Below are 17,333 nucleotides of genomic sequence, written 5' to 3'. Positions count from 1 at the left end.
CACTATCTGTATTTAATCTAAATAAATATTGTTTAATTCGTTTTGAAAAAATATATTTGCGTTGCTATTTAAAAATGGTCTAAATAAAATCAAATGATAAAGCGAATTCTAAAGTTGTATGTATTAAGTGTGTTTGCCCTAGTAATATTGGCATGTTCAAGTGATGATAACAGTACTCCTGGTGATGGGGGAGAAGAACTTTTAGTGCGTGCCGATGTGATGGAAAATTATGCAGATATAGTTCAGGCTAATTATGCACAGGCGCTTGCCGATGCTAAAGCGTTACAAACGGCAATTGAAACATTCGTTGCCGACCCAACAGAAGTTAATTTTGAAGCATCTAAAACAGCTTGGTTGGCATCTAGGGAGTCTTATGGTACTACGGAAGCTTTTCGTTTTGCGAATGGCCCAATAGATTCTGGTGATACCGAAGATTTAGAAGGCTTGTTGAACTCATGGCCTATGGATGAGGCCTATGTAGATTATGTTGAGGGAGACGATACTGCAGGTCTAATAAATGACGATGGGGCCACTTTTGAGATTACCAAAGAAAATTTAGTTGTTAAGAACGGTGAAGGTGATACGGAAGAAAATGTTTCTGTAGGGTATCATGCTATTGAGTTTTTGCTTTGGGGCCAAGATAATACGGATCCCTCTGAAAAATTAAGTGGGCAAAGACCGTATACTGATTTCGTAGATGACGGTACCGCAGCCAATCAAGATAGAAGAAGAGTGTATTTACAAGTTATAGCGGAATTATTGGTGGACAACCTTGAAGAAGTGGTAGATGCTTGGTCGACAAGTTATAGAGCTACATTTTTGGCTTTATCAGAAGAAGAAGCTTTAAGTAATATGCTTACTAGTATTGCTGAGTTGTCAAGTAGCGAATTGGCTGTAGAGCGAATGGCAGTTGCATTAAATAAGCAAGATCAAGAAGATGAACATTCTTGCTTTAGTGATAATACGCACCGTGATATTAGATTGAATCTACAAGGAATCAAGAATGTATACACGGGGTCTTATGGAGCTGTAGACGGACTCTCATTGGCAGATTTGATCAGTGAAGCAGATGGGGATTTGGCTTCGGAACTAGATGCTCTGCTAGCGGCTGCCGAAACAGCGGTTGGCGCAACGGCCATTCCTTTTGACCTTGCCATTGCTCAGGGCGTGACTGGAACTGAGGGTGCAAAGGTGCAACAGGCGGTTGTAGCGCTTACCGATTTTGGAAATAAATTGCTAGAAGCAAAAGCGCCGTTGGGAATCAACTAGTGTCGGCTGTTCACAATATTTAAGACAGGGTTGCTTTGTTGCAGCCCTGTTTCATGTTTTACATTAATTATGAAACCATCAAGCCATAAAATCGGAATTGCTGCTGTCAATTATGGGTTAATATTCGGTCTGTTGCTCTTCGTGTTGACTACTTCTTGCAATAGCGATGATTATGCTCCCTTGGTTGCAGAAGAAGGGGAAGAGCTTTCCGGCGGAAAAGCAACCTCTTTTATATTTTCTCCAGATGCCTTCGGTTTTTCGGTAGACGGTCTGTCTTTAGAGAAGCAGATTGCTTTTGGTGTAGGGAACTCCTTGTTCAATCAAAGTTGGGTTACTGCCCCGGCCTCAACAACGGCACGAGATGGATTAGGGCCTTTTTTTAACGCACGTTCGTGTTCGGGTTGCCATTTTAAAGATGGTAGGGGGCGTCCACCTGCTTTTATAGGCGAGTTGGCACATGGTCTGTTATTACGTTTGACCTTACCGGGAACTAATGCCAATGGGGGTACCCTTCCTGATCCTGTATACGGCGGACAATTTCAAGATAATAGTATTCTGGGTGTTGAAAGAGAAGGAACTTTAAGGATTACCTATGAAACTGTAGCTACAACCTACCCTGATGGTAGTATTGTAGATTTGCAAAAACCTATTTATGAAATGTTTGACCTAAACTATGGAGCCTTGAATCCAGCAGTTCAGATATCGCCGAGAGTGGCTAATCAAATGGTTGGTCTTGGACTTTTAGAGGCCATTCCTGAATCGGTCTTGCTAAGTTATGAAGATGAAAACGATGCTGATGGCGATGGTATTTCCGGTCGTGCGAATTACGTGTATGATGTTGAGTCGGCAGGCTTAAAGTTGGGACGGTTCGGGTGGAAAGCCAATCAACCTACAATAAAACAACAAGTGGCGGCTGCATTTTCGGGAGATTTGGGCATTACTTCTTCTTTATTCCCGGAAGAGAATTGTAATTCAGAATTAGACTGTGATGAAATTGCTAATGGTGGAAGCCCAGAAATTCCCGATGAAGATTTAGATAAAGTAGCTTTTTACTCATCTACCTTGTCAGTTCCGGCTAGACGTGATTTTGATAACGAAGATGTGCTTCACGGAAAAGAACTTTTTAACGCCATTAATTGTTCGGGCTGCCATGTGGCAACTTTTCAAACTGGTGCTTCTGATGTCGAAGTCTTGTCAAACCAAACTATTAGACCATATACGGATTTGCTTTTGCATGATATGGGAGACGGCCTTGCCGATAATGCCCCTGAGTTTAAGGCTGGCGGAAATGAATGGAGAACACCGCCTTTATGGGGTGTTGGGTTGATCAAGACTGTTAACGACCATACAAATTTGCTCCATGATGGCCGAGCAAGAAATATTGAAGAGGCCATACTATGGCATGGAGGGGAAGCGGAAACTATAAAGAAGCGTTTTATGGCCCTTGACAAAGTGGAACGTACTCAAATCATAAAATTTATTGAAACCTTGTAATCTAATGGATAAGATGGAATACCCAAAGGGAATAGTATATATAGGTTTATTTTTTGGCGTCCTGGTCCTGAGCATGTCCTGTGGGTCTGATGATAACCAGGCTGTAGCAGAAATGACCAGTGTTGAAGAAGGGCGTAGCTTGCAACTTGAGAATTTGTACGATACTCAAATTGAGCCGCTTCAGGAGGAACATATTGCTTTGACCGAAAACTTAATAGAGGTCGCCAAGGCATTTAAAGAAATGCCTACGACAACATCGTTAGCGAATCTAAAGAACAGCTGGTCGCAAGCTTTTATGTTTTGGGAGCAAGGCGAAATTTATAACATAGGTGTGATTAGAAATTCTTTTGTGCATGCGCAAATTCATGAGTGGCCGGTAAACGTCCAGGCTATAGAAGGGAATATAGCTGGTGCTGCTGTTATTGATGAAGCTTATATTGCCAGTTTAGGGGTTTTGTCAAAAGGGTATGGAGCTATGGAGTATTTGCTTTTTCATACTTCGGAAAAGGGAATTTTAAGTGAAATGAGTTCCGATGAAAATGCTACAAACCGTTTAGATTATTTGGTGTCATTGGCCGAAAACCTAAATACGAATGCCAAGAACTTGCAAGAATTGTGGAAGGCTACGGCATCATCTTTTAAGACCCGACTTGAAAGTGGGGTGAACGGGAGTCAGAATTTAGCGGTAAACGCCGTCATAGCGGAATTGGAGACCATTAAGTTGAGAAAGCTAGAGCAGGTAATTAACGCTCCTGATAGTCCGGAATTAGGTTTGGAGGCTTTTTTTAGCGAAACTTCAAGAGAAGCCATTCTTGTGAATTTGGAAGCGCTAAAAGAGACCTATACCGGTAATTTTGAAGGGGAAGGCTTCGGAATGGAAGATTACTTGGTCGACGTCTTGGACCGGTCGGATTTAAACGATTTAATACTTGCGAAGTTTGATGAAGCCATTGCTTTGTTCGGGGATACGGAATCGAGCTTAAAAAAGCTTACGAAGAATGACCCTGAAAAAATCGAGGTATTAAGGGATGCGGTTACGGAGATTATTGCTTTGCTGAAAAATGACTATTCTAGTGCAGCTAATATTGTGGTTACTTTTAATGATAACGATGGAGATTAAAAGTGATAGTTGGCTTTAGGTTGTTATCTATTATGTGACAAGGGTTTAGTGTTGCTCAGCCCTTTGCGAAAGATGCTAAGGTCATGAAATAAAAAACGGTCGAGGAATGGGAAAGAACCCACACCCTCGACCGCGTAAAAATTTTATTCTATAGTCGCCTCTACTCAAAATCGGAGTCTGAAACCCCTTCGTTGATTTTAATTTCGGAAACTATAAATTCAAAACGTTGTGGCCCGACGGCCTGGGCCATGATAAACGGAAATTGTACGCCGGAAACCTCTTTGTAATCCATATAGTTTATCGTGCTGGTGATGGTCTGCTCTCCCATTTCTGCGGTGGTCACCTCTTGTAGTTTGAGTCCGCTTTCCACATCGTAGAAGGCCGTTTTTTCTTCCGACAATTTAATTTTATAGGCTTTTTTATCTTCTACGACCTCAATGCCTTCTAAAGTGATATCGGTGCTGAGGTAGTTCAATTCGGGAAAGGGTGCCGATTCGGCTTTTACCTTTTCGATTTCATCGTCGCCCATATCTTTTCTTTGCCCTTGCATGACCATATAGCCCTTGCCTCCGTTAAGGACCTGTTTGCTCATGGAATTTCCGGCTACCTTTATATCTTGCATAAACTGGGCTTCGGTCGTTTTTTTAACCTCTAGGTTCAGTTTTGTGCCCTGCATTTCGGCTTCTGCCAAAAGGAAGTACGATTTTACGCCCTCTAGTTTTTCCTTGCCACCTATGGCCTCAATGTACTTGTTCAGTACTGTAGTGGCCGAAACATCAGAGGGTACATTCGCACTATAGTCTGGTTTTTCTACGGCATTGGCATATTTGTCAAAGTACCAAACCGGAATTTTTTTGCCTTTGAAGCTTATCTTTTCAAGGTTTTCGAGTACCTCGCTTCCTTTTCCTGCCACAACAATGCGGATGTTGCCCGGTTTCATGTATTTCTGTGCCGCCCGTTGTACATCTTCAATGGTAATGGCGTTGATTTTTTCAAGATAGGTTTTGTAAAAATCCTTGGGGAGGTTCTCGGTTTCTATGTTTAGGGCATAATTGGCAATGGTAGAAGGGTCTTCCAAAGCCATTACGAAGCGACCGGTATATTTGGCCTTGGTGTTTTCTAGCTCTTCTTTGGAGACCGGTTCGGTGCGGATGCGATCGATTTCCTTGAGGATCTCTACTACGGAGCTATCGGTAACGGCGTTTCGGACACTGGCGGTAGCCCTAAAGCGTGCCGGAGCATATTTGTCGTTGCCCAATCGGGAGTAGGAACCATAGGTGTAGGCCTTGTCTTCTCGTAGGTTTAGGAATAAGCGGCCTTCCCCGCCACCGCCTAAGATTTCGTTTACCATTAGTGCCGGAAGGTAGTCGGGATCTTTCATTTCTAGGTTGACCAAGTTTCCGACGGTGATTTCAGATTGAACCGCATTAGGTACGTCTACAAAATTGATTTGTGCATATTGGGCATCACTGGGTTTGGAAAAACCAAAAGAAGGCGGTACGGCCTTGGTCCATGGGGTAAAATGTTCTTCTACCAAGGTCTTTACATCGTCGAATTTGATGTCTCCCACAACCACCAAATATGCGTTAGCGGGAACAAAATAATCCTCATAGAATTGAATGACATCGGTAAGGGAAACCTTGTTCAGGGTCTCTTCGGTCATAAATTCCCCATATGGGTGTTTTTTGCTATAGGCCAAGGCCAGACCGACCCGTTGGGAGATGGCGGCCACACTTTTTTCTTCCGACTTGAGTCCGGTGATAATCTTTTGTTTTTCCTTGTCGAACTCATCTTGGGTAAAGTTCGGGTTTAAAGCGGCGTCTGCCATCAGCTCTAAGATTCTAGGAAAGTATTTTGAAAGCGAAGAAGCATAGGCCCCTTGGTAATTGAAATTGATACGGGCCCCGAGAAAATCGACTTCCTCGTTAAAATCGTCTTTTTTAATGTTTTTGGAACCCTTGCCCAACAGGCTTCCCATCAAGGAGGAAACCCCGGCCTTGTCAGCCTCCAATACGGGGGGGTTGTCAATGCTCAGTTGAATGGAAACCCGAGGTAGTTTGTGGTTTTCCACGACTAAGACCTTGAGTCCGTTCCTCAGTTCAAAACGCTGTGCGTCTTCGAGCTTGATTTCTGGTGCCGGACCGGCTTCGGGCATTTGACTACGGTCTATCTGTGCTTTTGCAACAAAGGCAAAAGCGAGAAAGAATAAGCTTGTAAATATATGTTTCATGAATAGTGTTTTTGCTTTTTAAAAAGAAAAAATAAGGTGGCGAGTGTAAAGCACGCCCTGATTAGTTTGATTGCGGTTCTTTCGGAAGGTAATCTATGATTACGCGCTGATCAGGTCTTAGGTATTTGTTCGCGACTTCCATGATTTCCTCACGGGTAATGGACCTGAAGATGTCAATTTCCTTATTGATCAGCTCCGTATCCCCATAGAGTAAGTAATATTGGGCCAATGAATGGGCTATTCCTTCTACTCCGGAATTGGAATTGACGAATTGGTTTTCAAACTTGTTCAGCAGTTTTTGGTGGTCTTTTTCAGATATCAAGCTGTCCCTTACCTTGGCTACTTCCTCTTCCATTTCGGTAATCAGGGTTTCAAGGTCGGTTTCCCCAACGGGAAGCGCATATACCAAATACATGCCATAATCTTCTTGGCCTACATTAAAGGCGCCTACCTGTATCGCCTGTTTCTGCTCGTCTACCATTTTTTTGTAGAGTTTCGAGCTGCGCCCGTCACTTAGGTAGGTGGAAATCATATCGAGAACATAGGCGTCCCTTTCCTTAAAGCCTGGGGTCCGATAGGAAATAACCGAGGCGGGAAGCTGAATATTAGGGTCGTAGGCCTTGGTCCTTACCTCTTTTAAGATAGGGTCTTCTTTTGGGTAGTTGCGCACTACGTCTTTTCCCTTGGGTATCGGCCCGAAATAGTCTTGGATCATCTTTTTGGTTTCGGCTAGGTCAATGTCGCCCGCAACTACCAAAACGGCATTGTTGGGTACGTAATATTTGTGGTTGTAGGCAATTACATCGTCTAGGGTGGCTGCGTCCAAATCTTCCATATACCCAATGTTAGGGTCTTTATAAGGATGCTTTTTAAACAGGTTTTTGCCAACTTCCGAAATCAGTTGGCCGTAAGGCCTATTGTCGTATCGCAGTCGTTTTTCTTCTTTTACCACTTCTTGTTGGGTCTCTACTCCCTTTTGGTCGATCACGGGGTGCAGCATACGCTCCGATTCGAGCCAGAGCCCGAGTTTTAGGTTGTTCGATGGAAAAACTTCGTAGTAGTAGGTGCGGTCTTGGGAGGTGTTGGCGTTGTTTATTCCGCCGTGGGAAGAAACGATTTCAAACCATTTTCCGCGTTCTATATTTTTAGTGCCCTCAAAGAGTAGGTGCTCAAAGAAATGGGCGAAGCCTGTACGGCCTTCGGTACGGTCTTTGCCCCCAACATGGTACATGACCGAAGTAGTGACCAAGGGAGCCGAGTTGTCTTGATGGAGAATGACATGGAGGCCGTTATCGAGGTCGTACTCTTCATATTTTACTTCTTGCGCTTGCAGGCAAAGCCCGATGAGAAGGAGAAAACCTCCTATAAGTAATTTTTTTTTCATGATATAGTGTGTTAGTTGCATTATTAGTGGACGATTGCCAAAGATCGTTACACGAAGATATTCATTTTTTGTAAGAAAAATAACCTGCAATAACATCCTTTAACACGCTTTTGTGGTGTTGCTTTATTTTTTTTATTAACTTAAAGAATTGAACTTCAAAAACTTAGAAAATGAAACAATTTGCACAACCCATTCGATTCGGAATCGCTACGAGCGGTTGCCTAATTGCTTATTTTTTAATACTCTCTTTGTTTGATTTGCACACCAATATATTCTTTAGTCTGTTTAACGGTTTTATAACCGGTTTCGGAATTTACGAGGCCATTAAGTATTTTAAACTGAAGAATCCCGATAGCTTTAACTACGGGAAAGGCTTTACGGCCGGACTTGTGACCGGTTTTGTGGCTACATTGGTGTTTACCATTTTCTTTGCATTTTACAGTACGGAAATCAACTTGTTGTTTTTAGAACAACTTTCTACGGTGTGGTTTAAAGACTACAAAAGTTTTGAGGGAATCGTATTTTTTACCGTTGCGATAATGGGCTTTGCCTCTACTTTGGTGTTGACACTTTCGTTTATGCAGTTGTTCAAAACAAGCCGTAATCTTAAAAGAAAATTGGTTAAACATAGTTGAGGATTACCTCGAATAAAGTAAAGTTGGAGCCGCAAAGATGATTTGCGGCTTTATTTTTGGACTTTCAGCGTGAAAAATGAGGGTAAAATATATAAAAAACGCTTGTAGGTTAACGATTTAGGCGTATATTTGCATCCGCTTATTGAAAAAATGGGCGGAAACAATAAACTAATATATACACAATTATGTACGCAATCGTAGAGATGGCAGGGCAGCAATTTAAAGTTGCGAAAGACCAAAAAGTGTATGTTCACCGTTTACAGGCAGAAGAAGGAAAAAAGGTAACTTTTGACAATGTACTTCTTTTAGCTGACGGATCGGACATTACTGTTGGCGCCCCGGCTATAGATGGAGCCGCTGTTGAGGCAAAAGTCGTGAAACACCTAAGAGGTGACAAAGTAATCGTCTTTAAGAAAAAGAGACGTAAAGGGTACCAAGTGAAAAATGGTCACCGTCAAGCTTTGACCGAAATCGTAATCGAGAGTATCGTTGCGAAAGGTGGAAAGAAAGCTGCTGCTCCTAAGAAAGAGGAGAAGCCTGCCAAAAAGGAAGCTGCGCCAAAAGCCGCTCCCAAGAAAGCAGCAAAAGCAGATGATTTGAAAAAAATTGAAGGTATCGGACCGAAAATCGCCGAGACCTTGATTGCAGCCGGTGTTTCTACCTTTGCCGAATTGGCAAAGACTGATGCCGCCAAAATTTCCGAGATCATCGCCGATGTACGTGGTAACCACGTAACCGATACTTGGCCTGCACAAGCTAAATTAGCTGCTGAAGGTAAGTGGGACGAGTTGAAGAAATGGCAAGACGAATTAGACGGTGGTAAGGCCTAATCGCCAAACCCCACAAAGTATAATCAATATAGTGTATCCTTTAAGTGATTACTGAGGGAAACACTTTTTAAAACCTAATATCATGGCACACAAAAAAGGTGTAGGTAGTTCTAAAAACGGTAGGGAATCGGAATCGAAACGCTTGGGCGTTAAGATTTTTGGTGGCCAAGCCGCTATTGCCGGAAATATCATCGTTAGACAACGTGGTACAAGACACAATCCAGGTGAGAATGTGTATGCCGGTAAAGACCATACATTGCATGCCCGTGTAGACGGACTAGTAAAGTTTGAAAAGAAAGCTGGTGGAAAATCTTATGTTTCCATAGAGCCGTTCGAGGCTTAAGAAGTTTTTCTTTTATCGTATAAAACCCTTTCCAAGATTCTTGGAGAGGGTTTTTTTGTTTGAATGTTTGTACATTAAGATAATGTTGGGGTAATATAAAGGCAATGTTAGCAACGTAACTTGCTCGATTCTTACCTTCCTTATGTACCATAATGTACCATAAAATTAGAACTACGTTTTTTCTTTTTAGTTTCTTGGCAATTCCGTTTTTGATGGTGGGGCAATATTCCGATGATAAGGGTATTGATGCTATTTCTGTCAAGAAAACGGTGTTTATATAGAGGCTTTAGATCAATTTAATAAAGCTCTTGTCTTGTTGGAGAACGAAGTCCACGATACGCTATACGTTGACCTGGTCAATCGTTTGGGCTCAATTCATCTGGGGCTAAAAAATTATGAGGCCGCCATTACCCATTTCGAAAAATGTATTCTAGAAGCGCAGATTATAGATGCGGGATATATTGTCGCTACCGCAAAAAGTAATCTAGGTACCTGTTATGAAAAGAAGGGTGATTACGCCAAGGCTTTAGTCTATCAGAATGAAAGTCTTAAAATGTATTTAGAGTTAGACGATTCCAATGGTATTTCCTTGGTAAATGAGAGTATTGGTAGTATTTATGAAGATTTAGAAGATTTTGAAACGGCCCAGGGTTATTTTGAAACAGCATTAAAATACCATTCCACTCTCGATAAAGGACGGGCCAATATTTTGAACAATTTAGGTGATGTCCATAGAAAAACGGGCGCCCTTGATGAAGGACTGCAATTTACCCTAGAATCTTTAGACGTAGCTACACGTGTTGGTCATACTGGAGAACAGGCAAGTGCGCACAAAGATTTGTCTAAAACCTACTATCTGATGGGGGAAGGGGAAAAGGCATACGAAGAACTTACCGCCTTTTTAGAATTGGACGAGCGAAACAAGTCCTTGTACAGAAGTAATCAAGCCAGTGCCTTACAAGTAATCTACGATACCAAGGAAAGGGAAGCCAAAATACAACAGCTTTTACACGAAGGGGAAATAGATCGCGCCCAAAAGTATCTGTTGGTCTGTGCTATGGCGACCTTCGGTATACTCGGTATACTCTGGTTGTTATATGTTAAACGAAAAAAAAGGGAAGGTCAAAAAATAGCGGATTTTGAAAAGCGTATTCTTGAGGCGGAGCTTGAAAATAAGCGTATGGAAGAAATAGGCTTGCAGAAAGAGGTGTACCTTAAAAATGCCGCACTATCACGGTACAGTTTGCATCTCGCACAAAAGAATAAGATGTTATCAAGACTTTCTCATACCTTGAAAAATAGTCTTGGGCGTTCCAATATAGATTTAAAACGAAAGTTGCGGGAAGTAGTCAATGAAATTGATTTTAGTTTATCTCAAGAACATGAGTGGGACGAGTTCTTGGTTCTTTTCAATGAAATCCATCCAGATTTTATAAAGCAATTGCATGCTAAAGTTTTAGGCCCCCTATCGCCTGCAGAATTACGGTTGTCTATTTTGTTGCGCCTTAATTTATCTTCCAAGGAAATCGCGGCAATCTTACGGCTGACTCCAGACAGTGTACGTGTATCTAGATACCGGCTTCGTAAAAAATTACCTATTGGTCCAAAAGAAGAATTGAGCCGTTTTTTGTTGACTTTTTAGTCCTGTGTTTCCGGAAGGTTACTTCTATGTAAACCCAGTATTATTGTTGCCTTGTTGTTTCCTTCTTTTTTTCGATTGTTGCCTATTTGTTTCCTTTTAGAAAACATTGTATGTGATTGATATCCATATTTTTGGAATCGTAAAACCAATCAAAAATGAATTCGAGAAAAGCATTTAAAAGTCTAGTGCTATTACTATTTGTTGCCTGCTCAAATATGGTTGTTTCGGCTCAGTTAGGAAATGTAGAGGGGACAATTTCAGATGAAAACGGTATTAATGTACCTGGGGCCAATATTATTATTTCTGAACTAAAAAAAAGGGCTATTTCAGATTTTGACGGTCGTTTTTCACTTGTTGGTATTCCTGCTGGTAACTACACCTTGAACATTACTTATTTAGGGTATGCTGATATTACCCAAGAAGTAGTGGTCAAAGAAAGGGAAACGGCATCGGTATCTATTTTTATTACACCTAAGACCTTAGAATTGGATGGAGTGGAGGTTACTGGTTTCGGGTTGGGTAGCCAAGCTAGGGCGTTGAATACACAGAGAACCAATATGAATATTACCAATGTGGTAGCAACCGATCAAATCGGGAAGTTTCCCGATGCAAATATTGGTGATGCCGTAAAGCGTATCCCCGGTATTACCATGCAGGTAGATCAAGGGGAGGCTAGAAATATTATTGTTCGCGGACTTTCACCGCAGTTAAATTCCGTTTCGCTTAATGGGAGTCGTGTGCCATCGGCCGAAGGCGATAATAGAAATGTGCAGATGGACTTGATTCCTGCCGATATGATACAAAGTATTGAAGTGAGTAAAGCGGTCACTCCCGATATGGATGCAGATGCCTTGGGAGGTTCCGTAAACTTGGTTACTAGAACGTCGCCGCAAGGTTTTCGGCTTTCTTCGACCTTAGGCTCAGGCGTGAACTTTATAACGGATAAGCCAATTATTAATGGGTCTTTCCTGTTGGGCAATAGAAGTGATAATGGCAAATTTGGGTGGATGGTCAGTGCTTCGTATAATGATAATGATTTTGGTTCCGATAATGTCGAGGCAGAATGGTCGGATGAATTTGAATATTATACGGGTTCAGATGATGTTGACGGTGAACCTATTTTAGAAGAGGTTGATGTGAATCCGTATACAAGTGCCTTTGAGCAACGTGAATACTTGGTGCAGCGGGTGAGGCGTAGTCTTTCGGCCAATTTTGATTATAGGTTCGATGCCAATAACTCCATCTTTCTTAAATCGATATACAATTGGCGTGACGACCGCGAGAATCGATTTGTACTGCAGAGTGAAATACTGGATGGCGAAGATATAGAAATAGGTGATTTTACGGTAAATCAAGGCAATTTGACACGGTTCCCCGCTGAAATTACCAGAGAGACAAAAGGCGGAATTGATAATAGCCGTAACAAGAACAGACGCCTAGAAGACCAACGAATGCAAAACTACAGTCTTGGAGGTAACCATTTATGGGGAAGTTTAAAAATGGATTGGATGACCTCCTTTGCAAAGGCTTCCGAAGAGAGGCTAAATGAACGGTATATTGTATTTGAAAATGAATATGCCGTACGAAACGACAATAGTAGTTCTAGATACCCTTTAATGACTGCAGAAAACAGTGCCGATGCAGATTTGTCGAATTTTGAATATGACGAGGTGACCGAAGAAAATCAATTCACTAAAGAAGAAGATTTTAATGTTTTTGTAAACTTTGAAGTCCCTTCCGATTTTTTTGGAAACGGAGATGGGAGTATAAAATTCGGCGGAAGGGCAAGAATGAAAACCAAATTAAGGGATAATGATTTTTTTGAATATGACCTGGAAGATGATTTTCCCACATTGGCAGATGTTGCCCAAAGAGACCTTTCCGACACCAAATTTCTGGCCGGTAGCCAATATGTAGCTGGGTCTTTTGCTGATGAAAAATGGCTTGGAGCATTGGATTTGGTAGATGGGGAGTCCGTTCCGGACGAATTTTTGAGAGCTAATTTCAATGTAGATGAAAATGTTTTCGCGGCCTATGCCATGACCAATCAAAAGATTACTGAAAAACTAAGTGTTCTGTTTGGGCTTAGGTTGGAGGCGACTAAAGTCACCGCGGTCGGTAACAGTATCATTGATGAAGAGGATTTAGTAGGAAAAATAACAGAGGAGAGTTCGTATACTAACGTCTTGCCGGGCTTGCATCTCAAGTATGACCTTAGTGATGCAACTATTCTGCGCCTTGCATGGACAAATACCTTGGCTAGACCCAACTATGAAGATTTGGTGCCTTCTTTGGATGTTGTTTCAGGCGATGAGGAAATTTATTTAGGTAATCCGGAATTGGCGGCGACCACATCGATGAATTTTGATGTTATGGCCGAACATTATTTTAGGAGTGTGGGTATTCTTTCCGGGGGACTTTTTTATAAGAACATCGATAACTTTATATACTTGTCCAGAAGTGAGACTAGTGATGATTTTTACGGAGATGATACAGCGGGTTTTGAAATTTTTCAACCCTTAAATGGAGATGGTGCCCGAATTTTTGGAGCGGAGATTGCTTTTCAAAGGCAGCTTGATTTTCTGCCAGGTTTCGCACGAAACTTTAGCTTATACTTAAATTACACTTTCATTTCTTCTTCTGCAGAAGGTATTAAGAACGAAGATGGAGAGGATCGAGAAGGTATAGATTTGCCCAATACCACTCCAAATACCTTTAATGCTTCTTTGGGGTATAACGATAAAAAATTCTCGGCTCGTATGTCCGTTAATTTTTCAGATGCATATATAGATGAGCTTGGGGGCAACGAATTTGAAGACAGGTATTACGACACACAGCTTTTCTTAGATTTTAATGCTAGTTATAAGATTACCAATAGCCTAAGTGTGTATGCAGACCTAAATAATATAAGCAACCAGCCGTTGCGTTATTTTCAAGGTGTTAAAGGCCGCACGCAACAGATTGAGTTCTATGGAAGACGATTGACATTTGGTCTTAAATATGATCTCTTTAAAAGGTAGCTCCTAGATCGAAAGAACAATTCCAAAATCTAGTCTAAAATATCAATCTCCCTATACGATGAAAAATATATTCTTATTTCTTTTGGCCCTTATGGCCATGCAGTCTTGTAACACTTCACAGCTACCTGCTGTAGCCCCAAATGTGATTACCGAAAAAACGGTTAACGATACAGATGATCCCGCTATTTGGGTCAATCCTATGGACGCATCGAAAAGTATTGTTTTTGGAACTGATAAGGAAACCAATGGGGCTATCTATGCTTTTGATCTTAATGGTAAGATACTTGAAGAAAAATCCATAAGCGATATTCGTCGACCTAATAATGTCGATATCGCTTATGGCTTTGCAATAAACGATACAACAAAGGTCGATATTTTAATGTTTACGGAGCGAGAGAAAAGTCAAGTTCGTTTGTTTTCGGTGCCGGATATGAAGCCGTTGGATAATGGAGGTTTTCCGGTTTTTGCAGACGAGAAAAACCCTGAAATGAGGCTGCCTATGGGGGTCAGTTTGTACAAATCCTCAAAAGACCAGAGCATATACGCCATAGTGGGACGAAAGACGGGGCCTACGCAAGGCTATCTGTACCAATATAAAATAGTGGCTAATGACAAGGGCCAGGTAAATGCCGAGTTGGTGCGTAAGTTTGGAAAATTTAGTGGGAAAAAAGAGATTGAGGCCATAGCGGTAGATCATGAACTAGGCTTTGTCTATTATTCAGATGAGCAACATTGTATACGGAAATATTATGCTGAGCCGTCCATGGGGGATGTGGAGCTAAGTTGTTTTGGCGGCGAAAATTTTAAAAGTGATATAGAGGGCATTGCTATCGCACAATATCCGAATGGTGAGGGGTATATTATTGTTTCCGATCAACAACGTGGACAGTTCAATATCTATTCAAGAAAAACGAATGCTTTTGTAAGGGCGGTCAATCTTTCAACTTTGGAAACCGATGGGTGCGAGGTTGTAACCGTCCCGTTGAATGATACGTTTAAGAGCGGCCTATTTGTCGCTATGAACGATGAAAAGAATTTTTATTTCTACGATTTGGAAAAATTAGGAATAGAATAGGCCATTTCCTTTATCCGGTTAGGCATGATTGGGTGTTAAGATTTGGCAGTTATGGTAAACGATGGCAGGGGTTTTTGCTTTATGCTAAAAGTCAGGTTCGGAAAAACAAAAAACCCTCACATTGCTGTAAGGGTTTGGGGTTTTATATTAGGATTGGGCCCTTGGCCCTGTATTAAGACCGAGTGCAGTCGAAGGCCTAATATCTGTAATAGTCCGGCTTGTAAGGCCCTTCTACGGTTACGCCGATATATTCGGCCTGTTCCGGTTTAAGCTCCGTTAATTCGGCTCCTAAACGCGACAAGTGCAAGGCGGCTACCTTTTCATCCAAGTGCTTGGGCAACATGTATACTTCGTTGTTGTACTTTTCGCTGTTCTTCCAAAGTTCGATTTGGGCCAAGGTTTGGTTTGTGAACGAGTTGCTCATTACAAAGCTCGGGTGTCCCGTGGCGCAACCTAGGTTTACCAAGCGACCTTCGGCCAAGACGATAATGTCTTTTCCGTCTATGGTGTACTTGTCTACCTGTGGTTTGATTTCGTCTTTGGTGTTGCCATAGTTCTTGTTTAACCAGGCCATGTCAATTTCATTGTCAAAATGGCCAATGTTACAAACAATGGCTTTGTCTTTCATTGCCTTAAAGTGTTCGGGGCGAATGATGTCTTTGTTCCCTGTAGTGGTAATGACAATATCGGCCTTGCCAACAACAGTTTCCAATTTTTTTACTTCAAAACCGTCCATACACGCCTGTAGGGCGCAAATAGGATCGATTTCGGTAACGGTAACGATAGAACCGGCGCCTCTGAAAGAAGCGGCAGTACCTTTACCGACATCACCGTAACCGGCAACTACTACTTTTTTACCGGCTAGCATGGTGTCGGTTGCACGGCGAATGGCATCAACGGCACTTTCGCGACATCCGTACTTGTTATCAAATTTCGATTTGGTAACCGAGTCGTTTACGTTGATGGCCGGCATAGGCAAAGTACCGTTCTTTACGCGTTCGTACAAACGGTGAACACCGGTAGTGGTTTCTTCGGAAAGACCTTTAATGGCCTTGGCCAATTCAGGATAATCGTCCAATACCATATTGGTAAGGTCGCCACCATCGTCCAAGATCATATTCAAGGGCTTGCGCTCCTCGCCAAAAAACAGGGTTTGCTCGATACACCAGTTAAATTCTTCCTCGCTCATGCCTTTCCAAGCATATACAGGTACGCCCGCAGCGGCAATGGCGGCGGCGGCATGGTCTTGTGTAGAGAATATATTGCAAGAGCTCCAAGTAACATCGGCGCCCAATGTCACCAAAGTTTCTATAAGAACAGCGGTTTGAATGGTCATGTGAAGACATCCGGCTATTCGTGCACCTTTTAAAGGTTGCTCTTCTCCGTATTCTTCGCGCAAAGCCATAAGGCCAGGCATCTCGGCTTCTGCAAGTTCGATTTCTTTTCTTCCCCAGTCCGCCAAAGAAATATCTTTTACCTTATAAGGCACATAAGAAACAGTTTTGGTATCCATATTCTTTTTTATTTTTTACTTTCGTTATATTAGCTATACAGCTATTTGTGGTTGCAAAGTTAAGAAAAACGTATAGAACCCTATGCCTCTTTATAAGATAGTCAAGGTAAATAAAGACACCAAGGTGTATATCTGGAAGGTTACCGAGTCGGAACAGGAACTTTCTAAGGGTATAGACCTGACGCCGCATTGCCAAAAAAGAATGCGGGGCATGAAATCTGAAATGCATCGTAGGGGGTTCTTGAGCATCAGGCACTTGATGGCCGAAGCTGGATATGTAGATGCCGATTTGTATTATGATGAATTTGGAAAGCCCCATTTAAATGATGGTAACAAGATAAGTATTACCCATTCAAACCATTTTACGGGAATCATCGTAAGCAGTAAGGACGATGTAGGGATCGATATTGAAATGCAAAGGGAAAAAATCTTGCGAATAGCACATAAATTCACCCCTATAGAAGAATACCGGACCATAGCCAATACCGACGCCCTTATACGAAAATTGACCATTGTATGGGGAAGCAAGGAGGCCCTCTATAAAATATATGCCCAGCAAGGTCTAAGTTTTATGCATCATATTGATGTAAAGGACTTTGTTTTCGACAGTGCGGCGACCACTGCGGAAATATTGTACCAGGGCGACCTCTCTATGTACCATATAAGGTTTATGGAGTTCGAAGGGTTTACCTGTGTCTATGCCTTAAAAGGCTAGCCAGAATAAAGAGGGGGCAAAAACATATTAAAAATTGAAGGTGTACGTGATTGTTGTAACGCT

Annotated in this window: 13 protein-coding genes; 10 read left to right on the top strand and 3 right to left on the bottom strand. The window is 41.9% G+C overall.

What is annotated here, in order from left to right; all coding sequences use genetic code 11:
- Positions 1-93 precede the first annotated feature (93 nt).
- The 3 genes from ZOBGAL_RS06475 (at position 94) to ZOBGAL_RS06465 (ending at position 3,883) form a co-directional block, all read left to right on the top strand.
- Positions 94-1,269 (top strand): imelysin family protein, encoded by a 1,176-nt coding sequence (locus ZOBGAL_RS06475; RefSeq protein WP_013992730.1) that lies wholly within the window; start codon positions 94-96, stop codon positions 1,267-1,269.
- A 69-nt stretch (positions 1,270-1,338) separates the two neighbouring features.
- On the top strand, positions 1,339-2,763 hold the full coding sequence (locus ZOBGAL_RS06470; RefSeq protein ID WP_013992729.1) for a di-heme oxidoreductase family protein: 1,425 nt from the start codon (positions 1,339-1,341) through the stop codon (positions 2,761-2,763).
- Between the two features lie 4 nt (positions 2,764-2,767).
- Positions 2,768-3,883 carry an imelysin family protein gene (locus ZOBGAL_RS06465; protein WP_013992728.1) on the top strand — a complete coding sequence of 372 codons (1,116 nt, stop codon included), beginning with the start codon at positions 2,768-2,770 and terminating at the stop codon, positions 3,881-3,883.
- Between the two features lie 160 nt (positions 3,884-4,043).
- Here the strand turns inward: ZOBGAL_RS06465 and ZOBGAL_RS06460 are convergent, their stop codons facing one another.
- Both ZOBGAL_RS06460 and ZOBGAL_RS06455 read right to left on the bottom strand, forming a co-directional pair.
- Entirely contained in the window at positions 4,044-6,113 is a 2,070-nt protein-coding gene (locus tag ZOBGAL_RS06460; RefSeq protein WP_013992727.1) for a M16 family metallopeptidase, read from the bottom strand.
- Positions 6,114-6,174: 61 nt separating this feature from the next.
- Positions 6,175-7,497, bottom strand: coding sequence for a M16 family metallopeptidase (locus ZOBGAL_RS06455; RefSeq protein ID WP_013992726.1), 1,323 nt, complete (start codon positions 7,495-7,497; stop codon positions 6,175-6,177).
- A 170-nt stretch (positions 7,498-7,667) separates the two neighbouring features.
- Between ZOBGAL_RS06455 and ZOBGAL_RS06450 the strand changes: the two genes are divergently transcribed.
- The 6 genes from ZOBGAL_RS06450 to ZOBGAL_RS06425 all read left to right on the top strand — a co-directional run bounded on the left by ZOBGAL_RS06450 (position 7,668) and on the right by ZOBGAL_RS06425 (position 15,042).
- Positions 7,668-8,132: a DUF4199 domain-containing protein gene (locus tag ZOBGAL_RS06450; RefSeq protein ID WP_013992725.1), complete on the top strand. Its 465-nt coding sequence runs from the start codon at positions 7,668-7,670 to the stop codon at positions 8,130-8,132.
- 185 nt (positions 8,133-8,317) lie between these two features.
- On the top strand, positions 8,318-8,962 hold the full coding sequence (gene rplU, locus ZOBGAL_RS06445; protein ID WP_013992724.1) for a 50S ribosomal protein L21: 645 nt from the start codon (positions 8,318-8,320) through the stop codon (positions 8,960-8,962).
- 82 nt (positions 8,963-9,044) lie between these two features.
- A complete protein-coding gene (gene rpmA, locus ZOBGAL_RS06440; RefSeq protein ID WP_013992723.1) occupies positions 9,045-9,305 on the top strand; it encodes a 50S ribosomal protein L27 in 261 nt (86 codons plus the stop codon).
- Between the two features lie 316 nt (positions 9,306-9,621).
- Positions 9,622-10,947 carry a tetratricopeptide repeat protein gene (locus tag ZOBGAL_RS06435; RefSeq protein WP_158499719.1) on the top strand — a complete coding sequence of 442 codons (1,326 nt, stop codon included), beginning with the start codon at positions 9,622-9,624 and terminating at the stop codon, positions 10,945-10,947.
- Positions 10,948-11,102: 155 nt separating this feature from the next.
- A complete protein-coding gene (locus ZOBGAL_RS06430; protein ID WP_013992720.1) occupies positions 11,103-13,967 on the top strand; it encodes a TonB-dependent receptor in 2,865 nt (954 codons plus the stop codon).
- Positions 13,968-14,025: 58 nt separating this feature from the next.
- Positions 14,026-15,042 (top strand): phytase, encoded by a 1,017-nt coding sequence (locus ZOBGAL_RS06425; protein WP_013992719.1) that lies wholly within the window; start codon positions 14,026-14,028, stop codon positions 15,040-15,042.
- Positions 15,043-15,238: 196 nt separating this feature from the next.
- Here ZOBGAL_RS06425 and ahcY read toward each other — a convergent pair whose 3' ends face one another.
- The gene (gene ahcY / locus ZOBGAL_RS06420; RefSeq protein WP_013992718.1) at positions 15,239-16,555 is read right to left on the bottom strand and encodes an adenosylhomocysteinase; all 1,317 of its coding nucleotides are present in this window, start codon (positions 16,553-16,555) and stop codon (positions 15,239-15,241) included.
- An 82-nt stretch (positions 16,556-16,637) separates the two neighbouring features.
- Here ahcY and ZOBGAL_RS06415 point away from each other — a divergent pair, with 82 nt between their 5' ends.
- Complete coding sequence (locus ZOBGAL_RS06415; protein ID WP_013992717.1) at positions 16,638-17,270, top strand: 4'-phosphopantetheinyl transferase family protein; 633 nt, start codon at positions 16,638-16,640, stop codon at positions 17,268-17,270.
- Positions 17,271-17,333: the final 63 nt, after the last annotated feature.

The sequence above is a fragment of the Zobellia galactanivorans genome (genome assembly GCF_000973105.1).
Taxonomy (GTDB): Bacteria; Bacteroidota; Bacteroidia; order Flavobacteriales; family Flavobacteriaceae; genus Zobellia; species Zobellia galactanivorans.
This window is presented reverse-complemented; position numbering and strand designations above follow the sequence as displayed.

Excerpts from the sequence above, each read along its gene's own strand:
- ZOBGAL_RS06475 (WP_013992730.1), top strand. The coding sequence starts at position 94 with ATGATAAAGCGAATTCTAAAGTTGTATGTATTAAGTGTGTTTGCCCTA.
- ZOBGAL_RS06470 (WP_013992729.1), top strand. The coding sequence starts at position 1,339 with ATGAAACCATCAAGCCATAAAATCGGAATTGCTGCTGTCAATTATGGG.
- ZOBGAL_RS06465 (WP_013992728.1), top strand. The coding sequence starts at position 2,768 with ATGGATAAGATGGAATACCCAAAGGGAATAGTATATATAGGTTTATTT.
- ZOBGAL_RS06460 (WP_013992727.1), bottom strand. The coding sequence starts at position 6,113 with ATGAAACATATATTTACAAGCTTATTCTTTCTCGCTTTTGCCTTTGTT.
- ZOBGAL_RS06455 (WP_013992726.1), bottom strand. The coding sequence starts at position 7,497 with ATGAAAAAAAAATTACTTATAGGAGGTTTTCTCCTTCTCATCGGGCTT.
- ZOBGAL_RS06450 (WP_013992725.1), top strand. The coding sequence starts at position 7,668 with ATGAAACAATTTGCACAACCCATTCGATTCGGAATCGCTACGAGCGGT.
- rplU (WP_013992724.1), top strand. The coding sequence starts at position 8,318 with ATGTACGCAATCGTAGAGATGGCAGGGCAGCAATTTAAAGTTGCGAAA.
- rpmA (WP_013992723.1), top strand. The coding sequence starts at position 9,045 with ATGGCACACAAAAAAGGTGTAGGTAGTTCTAAAAACGGTAGGGAATCG.
- ZOBGAL_RS06430 (WP_013992720.1), top strand. The coding sequence starts at position 11,103 with ATGAATTCGAGAAAAGCATTTAAAAGTCTAGTGCTATTACTATTTGTT.
- ZOBGAL_RS06425 (WP_013992719.1), top strand. The coding sequence starts at position 14,026 with ATGAAAAATATATTCTTATTTCTTTTGGCCCTTATGGCCATGCAGTCT.
- ahcY (WP_013992718.1), bottom strand. The coding sequence starts at position 16,555 with ATGGATACCAAAACTGTTTCTTATGTGCCTTATAAGGTAAAAGATATT.
- ZOBGAL_RS06415 (WP_013992717.1), top strand. The coding sequence starts at position 16,638 with ATGCCTCTTTATAAGATAGTCAAGGTAAATAAAGACACCAAGGTGTAT.